Below are 2,590 nucleotides of genomic sequence, written 5' to 3' on the forward strand. Positions count from 1 at the left end.
TGTCGAAGCATCTCAGCCAGCTCGCCGCGCTGCTCGACGACGCTCTCGGCGAATAACCGCACGAAACAGACCTCAAAAGACAAGAGAACGGACAGGCACAATGGCTACCGAAATCCGCGTCCCCACTCTGGGTGAATCCGTCACCGAGGCGACCGTTGGCAAGTGGTTCAAGAAGGTCGGCGACGCGATCGCCGCCGATGAGCCCCTGGTCGAGCTCGAAACCGACAAGGTGACGGTGGAAGTGCCTGCAGCGGGCGCCGGAACGCTGGCCGAGATCACCGTCAAGGAAGGCGAGACGGTCAATGTCGGCGCGCTGCTCGGCTCGATTTCGGCGGGCGGCGGTGCCCCGGCCACGAAGCCGCAGGCAGTGGCGCAGGCTTCCAGCCCGGATGCCGCGTCTTCGGTCAAGCAGGCCGCGGCCGAGACCGCCAAGATCGCTGGCGACAACGGTCCGATCGAGCCGCGCACCATGCCGCCGGCGCCGGCCGCGGCCAAGCTGATCGCGGAGCACAATCTCTCGGTCGACCAGCTGTCCGGCTCGGGCAAGCGCGGCCAGGTGCTGAAGGGCGACGTGCTCGATGCCATCGCCAAGGGCGCGCCGTCCCAGCCGGCCGAGACGCCGAAGGCGGCACCTGCGCCGGTCGTTGCCCGCGCGCCATCCTCGGCCGAGGATGCGCCGCGCGAGGAGCGCGTGCGCATGACCAAGCTGCGCCAGACCATTGCGCGCCGCTTGAAAGAAGCGCAGTCGACCGCAGCCATGCTCACCACCTTCAACGAGGTGGATATGAGCGCGGTGATGGCGCTGCGGGCCAAATACAAGGACGTGTTCGAGAAGAAGCACGGCGTGAAGCTCGGCTTCATGGGCTTCTTCACCAAGGCGGTGACGCATGCGCTGAAGGAAATCCCGGCGGTCAATGCCGAGATCGACGGCACCGACATCATCTACAAGAACTTCGCCCATGTCGGCGTCGCCGTCGGCACGGACAAGGGCCTGGTGGTGCCGGTGGTGCGCGACGCCGACCAGATGTCCATCGCCGAGATCGAGAAGGAGATCGGCCGGCTGGGTCTCGCCGCGCGCGACGGCAAGCTTTCGGTCGCGGACATGCAGGGCGGCACCTTCACCATCTCCAATGGCGGCGTCTACGGCTCGCTGATGTCGACGCCGATCCTCAATGCGCCGCAATCGGGCATTCTCGGCATGCACAAGATTCAGGATCGGCCGATGGTGGTCGGCGGCCAGATCGTCATCCGCCCGATGATGTATCTGGCGCTCAGCTACGATCACCGCATCGTCGACGGCAAGGAAGCGGTGACCTTCCTGGTGCGCGTCAAGGAAAGCCTGGAGGATCCCGAGCGGCTGGTGCTCGATCTCTAAGGTTTGGCGCTGTGGCTGAAACGGTCGAGCCGATCGATCTGTTCGAGCTTGTGATGACAGGCCGAGCAGGACCTGTCGAACTCGGCAAAAGCAGCCGTGAAACGGTCCGAGGCTTGATCGATCCGGAGTATGTGCGGGCGGACAATCACTATCGCCACGAGGACACCGAGTCGGCCTGGTGCATCTTTGGTCGCAATTGCGAGTTTTTCTTCAGCCCCGATTTTCGTCTGAGATCGATTAGCGTCGAGCCCGTCTTCGGGAGATTGCAGCCCGGTGGAATGATGGCGACTTGGTACGGCGATCTCAACGTCGATGTGGGCCGGCATCCCGTGACGTTCGCAGGCACCAGCCCGATAGCCATACATACCTTGCCCAAGGCATTGCAGTTCCTGAACGAGGGCGACTTCAAATGGGCAATCGGTGGCGGCAGCGAGCGCGACGTCTATATTAAGCTGGCGGAGAGTTCTCGCGTCCTGACCCTCAAGTATGAGGTAAACGCAATACCGGTCGGCGGGAAGAACAGTGTTGCGTTTGAGATAGACTATTTTCTTACGACGATTGTTATCCTCGATCAAGCTGTTCAGGGCGGATAGCAATGAGGATCCGCTCCCTCTTGACCGAAAGTCTTTCGACCGCGTCAATAGTGGCAGGCCTGATGATGGTTCCGTCCGCCGCCCAGGCCGCCTGCCCGATCCAGCTCGCCGTCTATGGCGAAGCGCAGAGCGGCGCCGAGATCGATTTCACCCCGGCTGGCAGCTCGGCGACGATCACCAATGCCTTCCGCATGATCCTCGACAACAATGTCGTGCTCGACGGCATCGCGATGTGGACCGAGGGATCGGCCGCGCGGCCGCATGGTTCGCTTATGTACAAATGCCCGACGGGCGACGTCACTGGCGAGGAGCTCGCCGCCTGCACCGTGTGGGAAGGCGTCATCTACAGCGCCGACGAGAAGGGCGGCGTCGGCCTGCTGCCGGCGGAGGGCGTCGACGCGCCGAAGACCCTGATCTTCCCCGATCTCGGGCCGTCGCTCGAAATGTCGGCCGCCTATGGCCCCGCCGGCTTCTCCAAGGTGCCGTGGGACATCTTCGTGCTGAAAGGCTGCCAGGAATGAGTGCCGAGAAAAAGACGCTGCTGGTCACCGGTGGCAGCCGCGGCATCGGCGCGGCCATCTGCCGGCAGGCGAACCGGGCCGGTTATCGCGTGGCGGTCAAC

General features: G+C 63.7%; 4 protein-coding genes. All 4 read left to right on the top strand.

Annotated features, from left to right (window positions below):
• Nucleotides 1-100 precede the first annotated feature (100 nt).
• Nucleotides 101-1,375, top strand: a complete 1,275-nt coding sequence (gene odhB / locus EOA27_RS31330; protein WP_126080455.1) for a 2-oxoglutarate dehydrogenase complex dihydrolipoyllysine-residue succinyltransferase — start codon at nucleotides 101-103, stop codon at nucleotides 1,373-1,375.
• Between the two features lie 11 nt (nucleotides 1,376-1,386).
• Nucleotides 1,387-1,968 carry a hypothetical protein gene (locus EOA27_RS31335; protein ID WP_126080456.1) on the top strand — a complete coding sequence of 194 codons (582 nt, stop codon included), beginning with the start codon at nucleotides 1,387-1,389 and terminating at the stop codon, nucleotides 1,966-1,968.
• Between the two features lie 62 nt (nucleotides 1,969-2,030).
• Nucleotides 2,031-2,489, top strand: a complete 459-nt coding sequence (locus EOA27_RS31340; RefSeq protein ID WP_245467319.1) for a hypothetical protein — start codon at nucleotides 2,031-2,033, stop codon at nucleotides 2,487-2,489.
• On the top strand, nucleotides 2,486-2,590 hold a 105-nt coding region (locus EOA27_RS42505; protein WP_348639879.1), incomplete at its 3' end, for an SDR family NAD(P)-dependent oxidoreductase. The genes EOA27_RS31340 and EOA27_RS42505, both read left to right, overlap by 4 nt.

This window comes from Mesorhizobium sp. M2A.F.Ca.ET.037.01.1.1 (genome assembly GCF_003998075.1).
Lineage (GTDB): Bacteria > Pseudomonadota > Alphaproteobacteria > Rhizobiales > Rhizobiaceae > Mesorhizobium.